General features: G+C 64.1%; 15 protein-coding genes and 1 tRNA gene. 4 read left to right on the forward strand and 12 right to left on the reverse strand.

Annotated elements, in window-relative coordinates:
- Nucleotides 1-12 precede the first annotated feature (12 nt).
- From PAQ31011_RS07450 to PAQ31011_RS27005, 3 genes are all read left to right on the forward strand, one after another.
- A complete protein-coding gene (locus PAQ31011_RS07450; protein WP_150575219.1) occupies nucleotides 13-804 on the forward strand; it encodes a bestrophin-like domain in 792 nt (263 codons plus the stop codon).
- A gap of 93 nt (nucleotides 805-897) precedes the next feature.
- The gene (locus PAQ31011_RS07455) at nucleotides 898-1,179 is read left to right on the forward strand and encodes a DUF1653 domain-containing protein (protein ID WP_150575220.1); all 282 of its coding nucleotides are present in this window, start codon (nucleotides 898-900) and stop codon (nucleotides 1,177-1,179) included.
- A gap of 305 nt (nucleotides 1,180-1,484) precedes the next feature.
- On the forward strand, nucleotides 1,485-1,655 hold the full coding sequence (locus PAQ31011_RS27005; RefSeq protein WP_370855714.1) for a DUF6726 family protein: 171 nt from the start codon (nucleotides 1,485-1,487) through the stop codon (nucleotides 1,653-1,655).
- Nucleotides 1,656-1,895: 240 nt separating this feature from the next.
- On the opposite strand, the gene PAQ31011_RS07465 is transcribed toward PAQ31011_RS27005, so the two are convergent.
- The 7 genes from PAQ31011_RS07465 to PAQ31011_RS07495 all read right to left on the reverse strand — a co-directional run bounded on the left by PAQ31011_RS07465 (nucleotide 1,896) and on the right by PAQ31011_RS07495 (nucleotide 10,494).
- Nucleotides 1,896-3,068 (reverse strand): alpha/beta fold hydrolase, encoded by a 1,173-nt coding sequence (locus PAQ31011_RS07465; RefSeq protein ID WP_150575222.1) that lies wholly within the window; start codon nucleotides 3,066-3,068, stop codon nucleotides 1,896-1,898.
- 139 nt (nucleotides 3,069-3,207) lie between these two features.
- Complete coding sequence (locus tag PAQ31011_RS07470) at nucleotides 3,208-4,611, reverse strand: HdeD family acid-resistance protein (RefSeq protein WP_150575223.1); 1,404 nt, start codon at nucleotides 4,609-4,611, stop codon at nucleotides 3,208-3,210.
- A gap of 230 nt (nucleotides 4,612-4,841) precedes the next feature.
- On the reverse strand, nucleotides 4,842-6,176 hold the full coding sequence (gene argG, locus PAQ31011_RS07475) for an argininosuccinate synthase (protein ID WP_150575224.1): 1,335 nt from the start codon (nucleotides 6,174-6,176) through the stop codon (nucleotides 4,842-4,844).
- Between the two features lie 186 nt (nucleotides 6,177-6,362).
- Nucleotides 6,363-7,259 carry a LysR family transcriptional regulator gene (locus PAQ31011_RS07480; protein WP_150575802.1) on the reverse strand — a complete coding sequence of 299 codons (897 nt, stop codon included), beginning with the start codon at nucleotides 7,257-7,259 and terminating at the stop codon, nucleotides 6,363-6,365.
- Between the two features lie 106 nt (nucleotides 7,260-7,365).
- Nucleotides 7,366-8,214: a DMT family transporter gene (locus PAQ31011_RS07485; protein ID WP_150575225.1), complete on the reverse strand. Its 849-nt coding sequence runs from the start codon at nucleotides 8,212-8,214 to the stop codon at nucleotides 7,366-7,368.
- 523 nt (nucleotides 8,215-8,737) lie between these two features.
- The gene (locus PAQ31011_RS07490; RefSeq protein WP_246179434.1) at nucleotides 8,738-9,715 is read right to left on the reverse strand and encodes a pyridoxamine 5'-phosphate oxidase family protein; all 978 of its coding nucleotides are present in this window, start codon (nucleotides 9,713-9,715) and stop codon (nucleotides 8,738-8,740) included.
- 92 nt (nucleotides 9,716-9,807) lie between these two features.
- Nucleotides 9,808-10,494 carry a glutathione S-transferase family protein gene (locus PAQ31011_RS07495; RefSeq protein ID WP_150575226.1) on the reverse strand — a complete coding sequence of 229 codons (687 nt, stop codon included), beginning with the start codon at nucleotides 10,492-10,494 and terminating at the stop codon, nucleotides 9,808-9,810.
- 144 nt (nucleotides 10,495-10,638) lie between these two features.
- On the opposite strand from PAQ31011_RS07495, the gene PAQ31011_RS07500 reads away from it, so the two are divergent.
- Nucleotides 10,639-11,538: a LysR family transcriptional regulator gene (locus tag PAQ31011_RS07500; RefSeq protein WP_150575227.1), complete on the forward strand. Its 900-nt coding sequence runs from the start codon at nucleotides 10,639-10,641 to the stop codon at nucleotides 11,536-11,538.
- Between the two features lie 227 nt (nucleotides 11,539-11,765).
- Here PAQ31011_RS07500 and PAQ31011_RS07505 read toward each other — a convergent pair whose 3' ends face one another.
- From PAQ31011_RS07505 to PAQ31011_RS07525, 5 genes are all read right to left on the reverse strand, one after another.
- Entirely contained in the window at nucleotides 11,766-12,062 is a 297-nt protein-coding gene (locus PAQ31011_RS07505) for a hypothetical protein (protein ID WP_150575228.1), read from the reverse strand.
- Nucleotides 12,063-12,321: 259 nt separating this feature from the next.
- Nucleotides 12,322-12,398, reverse strand: a tRNA-Val gene (locus tag PAQ31011_RS07510).
- Nucleotides 12,399-12,492: 94 nt separating this feature from the next.
- Nucleotides 12,493-13,293: an NYN domain-containing protein gene (locus PAQ31011_RS07515; protein WP_150575229.1), complete on the reverse strand. Its 801-nt coding sequence runs from the start codon at nucleotides 13,291-13,293 to the stop codon at nucleotides 12,493-12,495.
- Between the two features lie 106 nt (nucleotides 13,294-13,399).
- The gene (locus tag PAQ31011_RS07520) at nucleotides 13,400-14,800 is read right to left on the reverse strand and encodes an MFS transporter (protein WP_150575230.1); all 1,401 of its coding nucleotides are present in this window, start codon (nucleotides 14,798-14,800) and stop codon (nucleotides 13,400-13,402) included.
- A 103-nt stretch (nucleotides 14,801-14,903) separates the two neighbouring features.
- Nucleotides 14,904-15,107: a DUF2783 domain-containing protein gene (locus tag PAQ31011_RS07525; protein WP_150575231.1), complete on the reverse strand. Its 204-nt coding sequence runs from the start codon at nucleotides 15,105-15,107 to the stop codon at nucleotides 14,904-14,906.
- Nucleotides 15,108-15,109: the final 2 nt, after the last annotated feature.

A 15,109-nucleotide genomic window follows, 5' to 3' on the forward strand; every position in this document is an offset into this window, starting at 1 on the left:
CAGGAGACAAGGATGCAGTGGATGGTGGATCAGATGACGTTGCTGCCGACGGGACTATTGCTCGTCGGCCTGGCGCTCGGCACGGCGTTGCTTGCCGTTGCCGTCGCCTGGCTCGCGCGCGTCGTTCTGTTCGACCGTCTCGCAGATCCGACGGAGGTGCGCGGCACGGTGGCCGACGTGGTCCACGGGAGCCTGCTAGCGTTTATCGTCTTCGTGCTCGCCCATGTGCTGACCGACGTGCGGGCCAATCTCGGCCATGCCGACGATCAGGCGTTGCACGAAGCATCGGTGGTGCGACGCCTCGATCGTGAGCTGAAAGCGGTGGGCGACGCCGACGCGCAGTCGGCGCGTGTGCTTCTACGCGGTTACGTGACCTCCGCCGTCACGGACGAATGGAAAACGTTGAGCACGGCTGATCCCGATCTTTCGCCGAACACCGAGGCGGCGCTGACGGCGTTCGTCGGTGCCACGCGCCGCGTGATTGCGCGACACGAAGATAGCGCCAGCTCGATTCGCACGTTGCTGGACCGACTGGAAGAGGCGAGGCAAGGGCGGTTCGAGAACTCGACAAAGACGGTACCGGGTGTGTTCTGGTGGGTCATCTCATTGTTCATGCTCGCGGCGATGGCAATGAACGGCCGTTATCCGGGGTCGTGGAAAAGCAATCTCATCATCGCGATTCACATGGGCGCAATTGGGATGGTGGTCGCACTCATCGTGAATCTGGATGAGCCTTTCCGTGGCGCATCGGGCATTTCACCCGCGCCATTGGCGAAGTCGGTGGGACTCGTAGTGCCGCGCTGAGACGTTGAAGCGTCGGAACCCGATGCTGGCGTAGGGTGTCTCATGCGCGGCTGCGCGTGGTAGTCGTATGCAGGAATGCAGGAGAAGAGAACGATGTTTTCGAATGTGCCAGCGGCGTCGGCGGAATCGACGCCCGAAATCGAGGCGTTTCGCCCCGGTGTCTATCGTCACTACAAAGGGAATTGCTATCTCGCGCTGGGCATTGCCCGTGCCGACGAGACGAACGAACCCGTGGTCGTCTACACGCGGCTTTACCCACGTGAAGGCTTGCCGATGAGCACGCGGTTGCTGCGCATCTGGAATGAACCGGTGATGACGGAGCACGGCCCAGTGCCGCGTTTCACGTACATCGGTCATACGACGCCGGCGGCCTGAGATATTCGCCCGGCGCGTACTTCCCAAGACTGCGCGATGGCTACCCGACCTGCGACCTCCGAACTGACAGAACTCACCCAAACCGCCGGTCATTCCGGCAACTAGCCCTTCTCAGGACGCCCCCCATGACGACGTTTTATACGATGAGCCGAAAGGCCATCGCGACGCTTTACGCCTATACGACCCGTACGGCCCGTACGATTGAGACGAGCCATGCATCCGCCCCTCTCGAGCCTCGCCGTTCGGTGGAGTCGGACGATTCGGCCCTTGGCGGTCGGCAGGCATCGAAGCCCGCACCGCGCAATCTGCGTCGTTGGTGGGCGCTATTCGCGATTCTGCCGTTCGTGACGTCGGTGGCGGGATGCGGTTTGCTGGCGGCACCCTGCCGTGTGGCCTCGGCGGGACTGAAGATCATTCCGGGGGTTGGCGGTGCGCTGGCGACGCCGACGGATGCGTGCGCGGCAGCGATCGACTGATCGCGCAAAAAAAGAAAGCCCGCGCGTTGCGGGCTTAATCCATATCAGGAGGAGACATGGAGGAGACGAGTTCAGTATGGGACGACGTGTTGCATCGCACCATATGTACTTTTACGTAAGCGCCTCCATGTTGCGTAGGTGCAACGAAAAGAAAGTTTCTTTTGGGTCAATGGTTTGCGTTGGCTTTGTCCAGCGATGAACCATCGTAGTGCACCGCAGCCTCCAGAGCCATCCCTCTAGTTATTGTGCGGATGCACGCCTTTTCGTCGACATCAGTTGCAGGATGAACGGCACCGAGTCACGCAGGGACGGATTGACCGTCGCGTCGTGATCGAGTCCGTCGTACATGCGCACGGTTGTCTTCGTGCCCGCCTTGGTGACATCCCGCGCGAATGCCTTCTGCATGATGACCGGCACGTCGATGTCCTCCATCCCCATACCGATGAACACCGGATGTTTGACGCTCAGCGTCGGATAGCGCAGTGACGGCGTTTGGCTGTCCAGCAGCTTCTGAATACCCGGCTGCATGCTGTTCCCGGCGTTCAGGCCGGCGGCCGTCGAGTGATCGGTCAGCGTATCGATGCACAGCGTGCGGGCCTCCTCGAGCACCGGTAGCGCTTGTGGAGAGAAGTACTTCGCGGGATTCAACGACGGATCGCGGTCGGCGGCCGACAGGAAGATGTACATCGCGTACGGAATCTTCGGGTCCGGCGCGCCCGGATCGGGCTGCCCCGCAAAGAGGGTGGCCGCGGACGTCTGTGCGTTGAAATACGGCGTACCGGTGAGGACAGTGGCGATCACTTTCACGTCCGGGGCATAGAGCGGCTGGAAGCCCGCTGCGGCGAACGCTGCATGCGCCCCCTGCGATTGCCCGACGAAGATCACACGGTTCTGCAACGGAAAGACGCTGCGGGCGGCGAGCAGGCTGTCGAGCACGCTATACGCTTCGGCGCGGGCGTTCAGATAGTGATGCAGCCCCTGCGAGCCAAGACCCGCGTAGTCGGGCGCGACCACCGCAAAGCCGAGCGACAGCCAGGTGCCGAGATACTGAATGTCGCGTGCGCTGCGCACGTTGAGCGATGGCGCGCAGGTGCTGGCAATGCCGACCGTGCCATGTGCCCAGACGACGACCGGCCAGCCGCCGGGGGGCGTCGGCCCCTTGGGGAGGAACACGGCACCGGTGTCTTCACGCGCTTCAATACCGCCGACACCGTCGATGGAGCTGTAACGGATGCTGAATTGCTCGCCGGCTTCGGGAAGTCCGTAGTCGACCCTGAGCGGTTGCCGCTCGACAATCGCGCCGTGCGGAATGGTGACGGGCGCGGCCTCGGGCGTGATCGCGTGTGCTGCGCGGCCGATGACCAGACTGGCGAACAGGGCGGCACTGACATAGCGCCACAGGCGATTGAGCATGTTGAACAGTCCTCGTATTGGGTAATGCGTTTGAAGCTCGGGCGGGCAGCGCTCGCGCGTTGCCCGGGTGCCTGCTGCTCTTGCGTGTGCCAATACGGGTGACGTTACACCGTCCCCCCGGGAAAGTCTCGATCCGACGTCAGCCGTGCGATGCGTGTGTTGCGTTGCCTTGCGCTTGCGAGGCGGCCTGCTCGGCCTCGCGCCATGCGCGGCGCGAGCGACGCATGCGACGCAGCGCCAGCGACGTCATCGTGATCCAGCCGAACGGGCGCGGATCGACCAGCATGCTCACCGCACGCGCGTAATCGAGCACCAGACCCGGTGTCCAGGCCATCGTCTTCGCACGCTTGCGCAGTTGCGCGGCCACCCACAATTCAGGCGTGAGCCACAGGCGGACGAACGTCCACCAGCCGGCATCGCCGCCGTCGTGCAACTGCCCCACACGGCCCTCGATCGCGGCTTCGAGCGCCTTGGCCACACTGCTTGAGCAGTTACGGTGCGTGAGGTTATACGTGGCGTTCTGCTGATAGGTCTGCCAGAAAGCGGCCAATTGCTGCGGGCTGTAGTTACGAATACGCACCTTGACCGTCGACGGACACCACGCCTTCGACTCCGTGGCGTAGTTCGGCTGGAAGGTGCCAGGCACGTCGTTCTCGCGCGTGGCGCGCAGCAACTGTCCGAACTGATCCGGCGAGCGGTCGATTTCCTTGGCGGGGTACAGGCTGACGTACACGCCTTCGTGACTCTCCAGCGCCGCGTGTCCCGTCGAGATCACACCGTTCTTGTCGACAGCCGCAATGTAGCGATCGATCACCGGATGACGGCGTGCCGGGGCCTTGGACGACCCCGAAGGCGTCCACACGTGCACCGTGAGCGCCGGCTCGGAGTCGGCGGGCGGGCCGTCCCAGCGCGGCGCACGCGGACGCTCGCTCCACAGGCGGCGCTTGTCCTCCGGGCTGCCGAGAATCTGTTCGACGCGGAAGTCGCCGCGCATGCGACGCGCCCGCATGGCCAGCACGAGCACGTTCCATCCGGTGAAGACGAGGCCGAGCCCGATGGCGTACGGCAGGGTGCCTTTGTAGTGGGTCGGGTAGGGCTGATAGAAGAAGATCGCGACGACGATTTCCAGCGCACCGCCGGCAATGGCCCACGCCCAGCGCGGATAGCGCACCACATACGCCGCCACGCATTGCAGCAGGCCGTCGGCGAGGAACAGCGTGCCGAAGAGCATCGACAACCAGAAGTTGCCGTTGTGTTGATCGAACAGCAGGACCAGCAGTGCCGCGACGGTAAAGGTGCCGCCCTTCAGCCCCCGTACGAGACGCTGACCGCCCACCCCAATGGTGGCGATGGCAAGCGTCGCCAGCCCTTCGAGCAGCAGCAGCCACGCGAAGACCTTGAGCGGGAAGTGCACCACACCGTCGAGCGCGTCGACGATCAACGCCATGCCGAAGGCGAAGAAGATCGCGCCGATCCAGATCAGCGCTCGGGCCCGGCGACGCAAATAATTCACGCCAAGCAACAAAAGAATCAGACGTACCAATGCAGGGTCTCCGACGCATGCGCGCGCCCCGGTGTCCGGAGCCGACGCGCACCCCGATTGCGGGGAGGGTTTCGATTAATTTGGGATGCAGCCTATTTTCGCCCGTATCTTATCGCGTCACTCGTGACACGCCAAAAACAAAGGCGGCGCGCTCCTTTCGGGGCGCGCCGCCTGTTGCAGCAGGTAACACGTGCCGCATCGCCCTGACGAGCGATGCGGTGAATGACCGCTTAGTCCTTCTTGCCTTCGAGCTGCGGCAGTGCGTCGTCGCTGGTCGACGTCAGCAGACCGGCCTTGGCGTACGTCATCAGCTTCTCGCGCGTGTCGACGATGTCGAGCGTGCGCATCGTGAGCTGACCGATACGGTCGAGCGGCGTGAAGACCGAGTCACCCTTTTCCATCGTCAGGCGCTCGGGCTTGTACGTCAGGTTCGGTGACGTCGTGTTCAGCAGCGAGTAGTCGTTACCGCGACGCAGCTCGATGGTCACTTCGCCGGTCACGGCGCGTGCCACCCAGCGTTGGGCCGTCTCGCGCAGCATGATTGCCTGCGGGTCGAACCAGCGGCCCTGATACAGCAGACGGCCCAGACGGCGGCCGTTCTCGCGGTATTGCTCGATGGTGTCTTCGTTATGGATGCCGGTCACGAGGCGTTCGTATGCGATGAACAGCAGCGCGAGGCCCGGAGCTTCGTAGATGCCGCGGCTCTTGGCTTCGATGATGCGGTTCTCGATCTGGTCGCTCATGCCCAGGCCGTGACGGCCGCCGATGCGGTTGGCTTCTTCGAACAGTTCGACGGCGTTGGCAAACGTCTTGCCGTTGAGCGCCACCGGCTGGCCTTCTTCAAAGCGCACCGTGACTTCTTCGGCCTTGATCGCGCAATCGTCACGCCAGAACGGCACGCCCATGATCGGTTGAACGATCTTGATGCCCGAGTTCAGGTGTTCCAGATCCTTGGCTTCGTGCGTCGCGCCCAGCATGTTCGAGTCCGTCGAATAGGCCTTCTCGACCGACATCTTGTAATCGAAGCCGTTGGCGATCAGGAATTCCGACATTTCCTTGCGGCCGCCGAGTTCGTCGATGAACGTCTGGTCCAGCCACGGCTTGTAGATTTGCAGGCCCGGGTTGGTCAAGAGACCGTAGCGGTAGAAACGCTCGATGTCATTGCCCTTGTACGTGCTGCCATCACCCCAGATATTGACGCCATCTTCCTTCATGGCTGCCACGAGCATCGTGCCCGTGACGGCGCGGCCGATCGGCGTGGTGTTGAAGTACGTGACGCCGGCCGTCGAGATGTGGAACGCGCCCGATTGCAGGGCGGCAATGCCTTCGGCCACGAGTTGCGCACGGCAGTCGACCAGGCGGGCGTTCTCGGCACCGTAACCCATCGCGCGACGCGGGATTTCTTCGTAGTCGGGTTCGTCCGGCTGACCCAGATTGGCCGTGTAAGCGTAGGGAATCGCGCCCTTTTGGCGCATCCAAAGCAGCGCAGCGCTGGTGTCGAGACCGCCCGAAAAGGCGATGCCGACCCGTTGTCCCGTGGGGATGTGTTGCAGAATCGTGGTCATCGGCGTGAAAAAGCTGGGTTTTTAACCTGTCAAGTATCCCCGTCCGGGCTATGGATGGTCAAGTCTGATGGCCTTTTGGGCGCGATCCGATCATGTTTTATCCACCCTTTATCGGTGAATTGTCCATCACCTCGGTCGGATTCCCGCACGCCGGGATGACATTCCCACGCTGTCATCCTTCGCCGCTCACCACTGCGTGCCCGCGACGCCGCACGCCGCCGCCAGAAAGTCCGAAAACGCCCGGATCACGAGCGATGCCTGACGATGCTGCGGGTAGACGACATAAATCGACGACGGCGGCGGCTCGAAGTCGTCGAGCACCGTGACGAGACGTCCGCCCAGCAAGGCGGGCGCGACGATAAACACCGGCAGCCACGTCACGCCCAGCCCGGCAACCGCCGCGTCGCGCGCCAGCTCGCCGTTGTTCACGCGAAGCCGACCGGACACCGGAATCTCCAGCGGCTGCCCGTCACGCGAGTAGTGCCAGCTCACGCGCTGGCTGTGGCCGTAGGGCAGCAACGTGTGATCGCTCAGATCTTCAGGCGTCTGCGGTGCGCCGTGGGTTTCGAGATAGCGGGGGCTGACGCACGTGACCATGCGCATGGGCGCGACCGTGCGGGCGATCAGCGACGAGTCGGCCAGCGCGCCGATGCGCACCGCCACGTCGTAGCCTTCGCCGATGATGTCCACGGTGCGGTCGTTCAGTTCGAGTTCGATGGTGACGTCGGGATACGTCGTGAGAAACGACGGAATCGCCGAGCTGAGGAACATCGTGCCGAACGACATCGGGGCGGACACCCGCAAATTACCGCGCGGGCGCTCCCCTTGACTACTCACGGCCAGATTCGCGGCCTCCACGTCTTCAAGGATGCGCCGGGCGCGCTCGTAATAGACCCGTCCGAGGTCGGTCACGGCCAGCCGCCGGGTCGTGCGCAGCAGCAGGCGCACCCCGAGCGATTGCTCCAGCGAAGAGATGCGGCGGCTCACGAACTGCTTCGAGAGCCCGAGTTTCGCGGCCGCACCGGTAAAGCTCATGGCGTCCACGGCGCTGACGAAGATGCGCATGTCGTCGAGCAGGTCCATCGGCAGGATTTCCGTCTTCAAGAAATGACGGGTGACAACGAGCGCACTTCAATGCTCATTGTCACCCTGAGAATGACAATCTTAGCCGAGATGGCCGCTGAGTACGCTACCGGAGCGCCAGCCGCAAGCCCATCAGAATCGCTGCGGTGCCCGCGACGGCCAGCGCCGTCGGCCGGTGCCCGAAGATGCCCCAGTCGAGCAGCGCAGTCACCACGGGCACCAGATAGAACAGGCTCGTCACCGTCACCAGATTGCCGGACGCGATCATTCGGTAAAGCAGCAACGTCGCGCCGACCGAAATCACGAGGCCCATGTAGAGCAGCGGCAGCCAGAAGCCTTGGGTGCCGTCGATATGCCACGGTTGCGTCGGAGCGACGAGCAATGCCAGCGCCAGCCCGACCGCGTATTGCAGCGGCAGCACGTCGAGGGGCGTTTGCCGCGACCCTTTTTGCGCGAGTGTGCCGAGCGTCATACAGGCGAGCGCGGTGAGCGCCCACACAGACCCTGCTGCCGACAGTCGCGCCGACATCAGGCTTTGCGCGACGACGAGCGCCAGCCCGACCAGCGCGACCGCCAGACCCAGCAGACGTCGCGCACTATGACGACGCTCCAGCGCCACGAGCGTGAGGATCGGCTGGACGCCGAGCACCGTCGCGAGCGCTCCCGGTGTGATGCCGCTGGCGAGCGCCAGCAGATACGACGCCTGATAGCCGCCGATGAGCAGCACGCCCGTGCCCGCCACCTGCCAGCCGGTGCCGGGTGCTGGCCACCATTGGCGACGCGTCAGTGCGATCAGCGTGAGTGCCGCGAGCGCGACCCCCAGCCGAATGACGAGAAACGCGAACGCCGACGCGTGCGCCAGCCCCCATTTGGCGGCCAGTGCGCCGCCGCTCCACAACAGAACGAACAAGAGCGTCGCGCCATGCCGGCGCAATGCAAGACCATCGAGTTGCATCGATCTTCCCCTGAGCAGCGTGTCCGGTGTGCCGCGCGATGTTTGCGTCGCGATGTCATCACGAGATCGCCGACGTCGTATGCCTGAAGTGGCACACAGCCCGAGCGACATCATCGAGACGACATCATCGAGACATCGACACAAGGTCATCGCGTCTCGCGCAAAGCGCGCAGACGACCGGAACCCGCTGAAATTCGAATGAAAAAGTGTTGTGCCGGGTGACGGACACCCAGCGAGCCGTGCGTAGCGTCAGGCCACAACAGCCACGACAGCGTCGGCGACCACCACGGCGGGCGGTGCCACGCCAGACGGCGGGGGAGGAGGTGCGACGGCTGCAAAACGTCCGCGCAGTCGAGCACCGACACCGCGTTGCGGCGGCGATACGGCAAGACGGACGGATACGTGAGCAGTCATGGATCGATGGAGGGATCGGATGGGTACGAAGTCACGCCCGTCACTCGACGAGCGTGAACACACTTTACACGGAGGTATTGAAGCGGGCAAGCGCCCGACACCGGCGACCTCAAGCGGTCGGCCAAGCGCCCGTACGCTCGACGCTGGGCGATGCCTCGCCGTCGCGCCAGGCGGCTGGCAACGCACCGCGCACGCGTCGGACTTCGCGCACATGCAGACGCACCAGTCGCAGCGCGCCTTCGAAGCCGCTTTGTGTTTCGTCATGCCAAAGCACTTCGGCGTCGCCCGCAACATGCAGGAAGTCGCCCGACGCGAAGTCGACGAACACCAGCCCGGCGCGCGGATTCGCGTGCAGATTGCCGAGCGTGTTGTAGAACGAATTGCCGCGAAAGTCGGGCCACACCAGCGTCTTGGCGTCCTCCACACGCACGAACCCCGGCTTGCCGCCGCGATGCGAGACGTCGGTGCCAGCGCTGCGCTCGGTGGCCCCATCGCCTGCGTAATGCGTCGCGATGAAGAACGTATCGGCGCTCGCGATTTGCCATTGCGCACCGTCGTCGAGCGACGTTTGCGGCGGTTCGGCCACCGGCGGCACGTCGTGCGCCTGCGGAGTCGCTTCGCGCTTGCGGATGTACTGCGGACAGTTGCCGAAACTCTGCGCGACCCGCAGCGTGAACCCTTGCGCATCGACTTCGCCGATGGGGCCGTTGACGCGATTGCGACGCCGCGTCGAAGGCTCGATCCCCAGCAAGCCGATCGGCGCGCCCACCGTCACCGCGCCGTGCAGCGGATCGGTCGGCGGCGGAAAGGCATTCACGCGCAGCAGCGTCGGATCGGGCGAATGCGCGAAGCCGGGCGTGCCGCTCAGCAGCGTAGCCCACGGCTGATCGTGGGTGTCCAGCCCACCCATGACGAGAAACGGCAACTGCGCGAAGAACTGCCGATGCTGATCCGGCATCGCGAGACGAATCACGCGCGCCCCCACCTCCGCCAACTGCTCACGGGAGCCGGCGAGCGTCTGCACGTACATTTCGCCCGCGTGAAAGGGCGATTCCAATTGAAGCGGTGAGGGGGCGGGGGCGTTCATGATGCTCTCCTTCAGTTCTGGCGGCGCTCGGGCAATGCATCGGACACGGCCCTGGCGACGCAAGCGACGTTCATTCAGCCTTCATTCAGCCTTCACGCGGCAACCGCGTTCAGACCACACGCCGTTGCCGGCATCGGTACGAAACGCGGCAGCGCTTCGATGCGTGCGAGCCACGCGCGCACGGCCGGATACGGTTGCAGCGACACGTTGCCTTCGGGGGCGTGTGCCAGATACGAGTACAGCGCAATGTCGGCAATCGTCGGCGTAGCGGCCGTGACGAACGGCGTGGCGTTCGGTGCGGTGAGATGCGCTTCGAGACGCGTGAGCAGCAACACGCCACGCTCGACCATCGCGGTCGTGTCGACGCCACGGTTGAAGACGACAGCCACACGCGCCGCCGCTGCACCGAACGCGAGATCGCCAGCGGCCACCGACAACCAGCGTTGCACGTGGGCAGCCGCCACGGCGTCGTGCGGCAACCAGGCGTGCTGTGCGTCGTAACGGGTCGCGAGGTAGACGAGGATCGCGTTTGAATCGGCGAGGATCACGCCGTCGTCGTCGATGGCCGGCACCTGACCGAACGGGTTGATGGCGAGATACGCCGGCTGCTTGTTCTCGCCGGTCGCCAGATCGACGTCGATCGCTTCATACGGCAAGTCGAGCAGATTGAGCATCAGTTCGATGCGATGGCAATGCCCCGATAGCACGAAGCGATAGAACTTGATCGGACGTGCGGGGCGCGCCGGAACGTAGGCGTGAATGTCGGTGGGGCGGGTCATTGGGCATCTCCGTGAGTGAGTGGATGCGGCAGCCCCAGCGTCGGAACCGTCACGCAATAGGACAATTGTCCATCCAGTCGATTTCCGGATAAATATCGTGAACCTGATTTGACTACTCCGAAAATCGGAGTAATGATGCGCCGCATGGACAAACTTCGCGCAATGCAAACCTTCGTGGCGATCGTCGATCAGGGCAGCCTGAGTGCGGCGGCACGCGCGCTCGATTCATCGCTGCCCGCCGTGGTGCGTACGCTGGCGGCGCTAGAGACTTCCCTGGAAGTGCGGCTGCTCAATCGCACGACGCGTCGCATCGCGCTCACCGAAGAGGGGCGCACCTATCTCGACACCTGCCGTCAGATCCTCAGCGAGTTGCACGAGGCCGAGGCGCGTCTGGCGGCACGTCACGAAGCGCCGAGCGGTACGCTGGTCGTCACTGCGCCGGTGCTGTTCGGGCAGATGCACGTCGCGCCGGCGATGTTCCGGTTCCTGCGCGCGTACCCGAACGTCAAATGCCGCCTCCTGCTCAACGACCGCGTGGTGAATCTGTGGGAGGAGGGCATCGACGTCGGCATCCGGATTTCGCCGCTCGACGACTCCACGCTCGTCGCGCAGGGCATCGGGGCCATTCGCCGCGTGGTGGTCGCGAGTCCTGCGTGCATTGCCGAGCAGGGCGAGGTGACGCATCCGCGCGATCTGCTCGGCAAGAATTGCATCCTCTCGCACGGCGGCGGTTACGGCCAATGGCGCTTCTGGGAAGGGGGAAGGGAGTTCGTTGTGCCCGTCGACGGCAATCTCGAAATCAGCCATGGCATGACGGCCGTCGAAGCGTGTGTCGACGGCATGGGCTACGGCTGCTTCCTGTCATATCAGGTGGCGCAGGCGATGGATGAGGGGCGGCTCGTGCGCGTGTTGAAGGACTACGAAGGACCGGCGCGACCGGTGAACATCGTCTATCCGCATGCGCGCTTGTTGCCGTCGCGCACGCGTGCGTTCGTGGAGTGGATGAAGCGGGAGCTGCCTGAGGTGGCGACGCGGTGGCGCTGACGCAGTGCTTAGGGGGAATCGCGAGCTGCGATGAATGAGATGACGCGCTGCTTGAGCGGTCGATTGGCGATCGACGAGCGAACGTCTGACAAAAGAACGCGGAAAGCGACAGGGCCGCTTCCCGCTAAAAAGCCCGCCGACGCCAACCGGCGGGCCGCTTCGTTCTTTTGCCCGGCGCAGACGCGCCATGCGATCAAATGACGTCGATGGATGCCGATTGACGTCGATTACCAGCCGCGATGCCAGCCGCGATCGTGGCGTTCTTCCCAGCGACGGTGTTCCCAGCGGCGTTCGCGCCAGTCGTCATAGCGGTCGCGACCGTAGTAGACCACCGGTTGCGGCGCGACGTACACGGGGCGCGGGGCGACATACACCGGGCGCGGTGCGACGTAGACCGGCTGCGGTGCCACGACGACCGGCGCGGGCACGCCGAGATAGAGGCCGACGTCCACGTGCGCCGATGCAGCGGTGGAAGCGACGGCGGCAGCAGCGCCAAGGGCAGCGATGATCAGAATGCGTTTCATGGTGTCCTCCATGAGTCCTGCTTTGTTGATTCGGTGGTGGCGTGGGCCACGTTGTTGAAACCGTTGAAGCCAGTCTAGCGACGGCCTCGCGTAGCAGGTGCTACGAGTGTGTTGGGGATGTGTCGTTTTGTAACGCCGGTGGACGGACCGGCGAGGCGTGCGGAACGCAACGATCAGCGACGGTCGACGAAAAAATCCGTCGCTGAAAACACAAAAGGCGTCACACGAAATTCGCGTGACGCCTTTTGCATTTAATCGTTGGTAGGCTCGATTGGATTCGAACCAACGACCCCCACCATGTCAAGGTGGTGCTCTAACCAACTGAGCTACGAGCCTAGAAAGACCGCGAGTATATGGGGTATTTCCGAGGCTGGCAAGCGTTTTGCGAAAAAAAACTTAACGAAACGCGCGTGGATGCGCCGTCGCGTGCTCATTCTCCTCGCTTGGCGGCGGTCCCGGAAGCGCCCCGCTTCGGCTTGATGCGCACCCAGATACCCTTGTTGCCGCCGCTGCCCGCGCGCTGCTCCACATCGAACAGTCCGATGGTCGCGACCAGATCGCTCAGTTTGCCGAAGCCATAGTTGCGTGCGTCGAAGTCGGGTGCCTGCTTGGCGATGTGGCTGCCCATTGCGCCGAGGCTGGCCCAGCCGTCTTCATCCGACACAGCGGTCACCGCATTACGCAGCAGCCGCACGAGTCGCGTGTCGCGCTTGAGTTCGGTGGCACTGCGACGCTTGCGCGGCGTGGGCGCTTCGTCGTCGTCCGGCTCATCGTCCTGACGCAGCAGCTCGGTGTAGATGAACTTGTCGCATGCGGTGACGAAGGGCTGCGGTGTCTTGCGCTCGCCGAAGCCGTACACGATCAGTCCCTGCTCGCGAATGCGCGACGCAAGCCGCGTGAAGTCGCTATCGCTGGAGACGAGGCAGAAGCCGTCGAAGCGCCCGGTGTAGAGCAGATCCATCGCGTCGATGATCATGGCGCTGTCGGTGGCGTTCTTGCCGACGGTGTAGCGGAATTGCTGGATGGGCTGGATCGAGTATTCGAGCAGGCACTTCTTCCAGCCGTCGAGATTCGGTTTGGTCCAGTCGCCGTAGATCCGCTTCACGCTGGCGACGCCGTACTTGGCGACTTCGGTGAGCAGGCCTTCGACGATGGCGGGTGCGGCGTTATCGGCGTCGATGAGCACGACGAGCGTGGGGCCCTGAGCGGCCACCGGTGTTGTCACGGGCATGGCGGGGTTCCTTGGACGCAAAGATGTGTCGGATCTTTCGGATCGGTCGGACGCTTTGCATTATGACCCGGAACTGTGACCGCCATGCCTCAACCGGCAGGGAAGACTAACGCGCGCTGCGCTGCCCCAGTGGCGCGAACCACAACACGCCGATGCCGACGAGCAGGCTCACGGCGGCGAACATCAGCCCCGAGGTGAACGAGTGCGTCCAGTCCTTGAGCACGCCGACCACGATGGGACTCAATGCCGAACCGAGGTTGCCGACCGCATTGATCACGGCCAGTCCCAGTGCGCGAGTGTGCGGCGCGAGGCTGCGATCCGGCACCGTCCAGAAGATCGCCATCGCCGTGTACGCGCCGGTCGACGCCATCGCCACCCCTGCCAGACGCAGCGACGGTTCCGGCGCAAAGCACGTGACGACCCAGCCCGCCGCAGAGAACAGCATCGGCAGCACGAGGTGCCAGCGTCGCTCTTGCAGACGGTCGGAGCGGCGTCCCCACCAGATCATGCCCGCAATCGTGCACACGGACGGGATGGCGGCAAGCAGACCGATGGTGACGTTGCTGCTCGTCGTGCCGAAGCTCTTCACGATCTGCGGAATCCACAGCGACGCCAGCGAGAGCGTGTTGACGAGGCAGAAGTATCCGAGCGCGAACTTCGCCACGCTCGGCGTGCAGATCGCGCGCCACATGCTGGTGTTCGCGTTCGACGTGGCACTCGCTTGTCGTGCCGTCGCTTCAGCGCGATCACGTTCGATCATCGCACCGAGTGTCTGCTTCTCGGTGGCACTCAGCCAGCGCGCGTCGGACGGCTTGTCGTCGAGATACCACCAGGTGACGAGACCGAGCAGCACCGTCGGCAGTCCTTCGAGTACGAACAGCCACTGCCAGCCTGCGAGTCCGGCCACGCCATCGAGGCGCAGCAGATAGCCCGATGCCGCGGCACCGAGTGCCGACGTCACCGGCATCGCGATCATGAACCACGCGTTGGCGCGTGCACGCGCGGCGGACGGGAACCAGTCGCCCATGTACAGCAGCATGCCCGGCAGGAAGCCTGCTTCGGTAATGCCGACGATGGCACGGATCAGGTAGAGGCTCGTTGCGTCATGCGCGAACATCGTCGCGCTCGATGCGAGACCCCACGCGATCAGAATCGCACCGATCCAGCGACGCGCGCCGAACTTCACGAGCATGAGGTTGCTCGGCACGCCACACAGCACGTACGTCAGATAGAAAACCGTCGAGGCCATGCCGAACATCGTGCTCGTGAGCCCGAGGTCCTGACTCATCGTGAGTGCGGCGAAGCCGACGTTGATGCGGTCGAGGAACGAGAACAGAAACAGGACGAACAGAAAGCCGAGCAAACGCCGCGAGACTTTGCGAACGACGTCACGCTCCATCGCCTCGCTGGCGACGCGGTGGACCGGGGCGTCTGCGCGAGCGCGGGCGTCGGGGACGGATGCGGCAATACCGCCGGCAAGACCGGCGGCGGGCGTGATACGACTCATGATGGGTGTCTTCTCCAGCGCTCCCCGCCTTGTTGGGTGTGGCGGTGTTTTGAGGTTGGGTCCGCCATCGTGGGCGGACGCCGAAAGGAACGGTGTGCCGTACTCAGGCGGCTTGCACCTGCGTGCTGCCCGCGGCCTGCGCAATGAGATCGATCACGCGTTGCGGATCGCGGACCTCGTTGGCGAGCAGCAGCACGACTTTGGCGAGCAGCAACTCGCGCTTGTCGGCCGGGGTGGCGTCGATCGCCAGCGCGAGGGTGTCGTAAATGTCTTCGAGGCCTGCGATGGCGGTTTGTTGAGCGGTCATGA

Source organism: Pandoraea aquatica (genome assembly GCF_902459565.1).
GTDB classification, from domain to species: Bacteria; Pseudomonadota; Gammaproteobacteria; order Burkholderiales; family Burkholderiaceae; genus Pandoraea; species Pandoraea aquatica.